Source organism: Vibrio sp. YT-19(2023) (assembly GCF_033337395.1).
The window spans coordinates 1-709 of sequence record NZ_JAWOQN010000477.1; the positions used below are offsets into that span (position 1 = coordinate 1).

A 709-nucleotide genomic window follows, 5' to 3' on the forward strand; every position below is an offset into this window, starting at 1 on the left:
CGAGCCAATAGCCACCATGTGGACATTGTCTGCGCTAAATTCTCGAAAGCTGACTCATTTTTTTGCCAAAAATGGGATTAAAACACCCAATGAGCGCTTCAGCATATCTAGAATGGGGACAATAGCGACTTTTTCAAGAGAATCGACTGCTTTTTTTATTGAAAAGCGTAAAAAGAGATCTTGCTCTTGTTTTACTCCACAGAGTTGAAAACTAAATCCCCCATCATCCCTACAACCCATTAACATTTCTAAAGGCATAAAAAAGACGTGTAATAGGAATGCAAGGATGTCTCAACGAAATCGTATTTTACTGATTTTTTTCGCCTTATATTTCCTGTGCGCCATTGTGGGCGGGCGCTGGGTGTGGCAACACAGCTATCAATCTTTGCTAGATAAACACCAATCACAGCTCGAACAATTTTCTAGCCACATCAAAAATAAGCTCGATAAATACGCCCATATACCCAATCTTTTAGCCAAAGATGATCCTCTTTTTGAAGCTCTACTGAATCCTTCAAATAGCGCTCAACTCGAAATCACCAATCGCTATCTAGAATCGGTGAACAACGTTATTGAAGCGGCAGATACTTATTTGATTGATCAATGGGGCACGACCATTGCAGCAAGTAACTGGCGTAAAAAGCGCTCTTTTATTGGACGCAACTTTGCTTTTAGACCTTACTTTAAACAAGCCATCAGCGGTGAAAGC

At 40.6% G+C, this 709-nt stretch carries 1 protein-coding gene and 1 pseudogene; one reads left to right on the forward strand and one right to left on the reverse strand.

From position 1 onward, the window contains the following. Positions 1 to 54 precede the first annotated feature (54 nt). Positions 55 to 240 (reverse strand): hypothetical protein, encoded by a 186-nt coding sequence (locus R7E78_RS26620; protein WP_020904052.1) that lies wholly within the window; start codon positions 238 to 240, stop codon positions 55 to 57. Between the two features lie 46 nt (positions 241 to 286). Between R7E78_RS26620 and R7E78_RS26625 the strand changes: the two are divergent. Further along, a pseudogene (locus R7E78_RS26625) lies at positions 287 to 709 on the forward strand (sensor histidine kinase); the annotation flags it as partial.

Excerpts from the sequence above, each read along its gene's own strand:
- R7E78_RS26620 (WP_020904052.1), bottom strand. The coding sequence starts at position 240 with ATGGGTTGTAGGGATGATGGGGGATTTAGTTTTCAACTCTGTGGAGTA.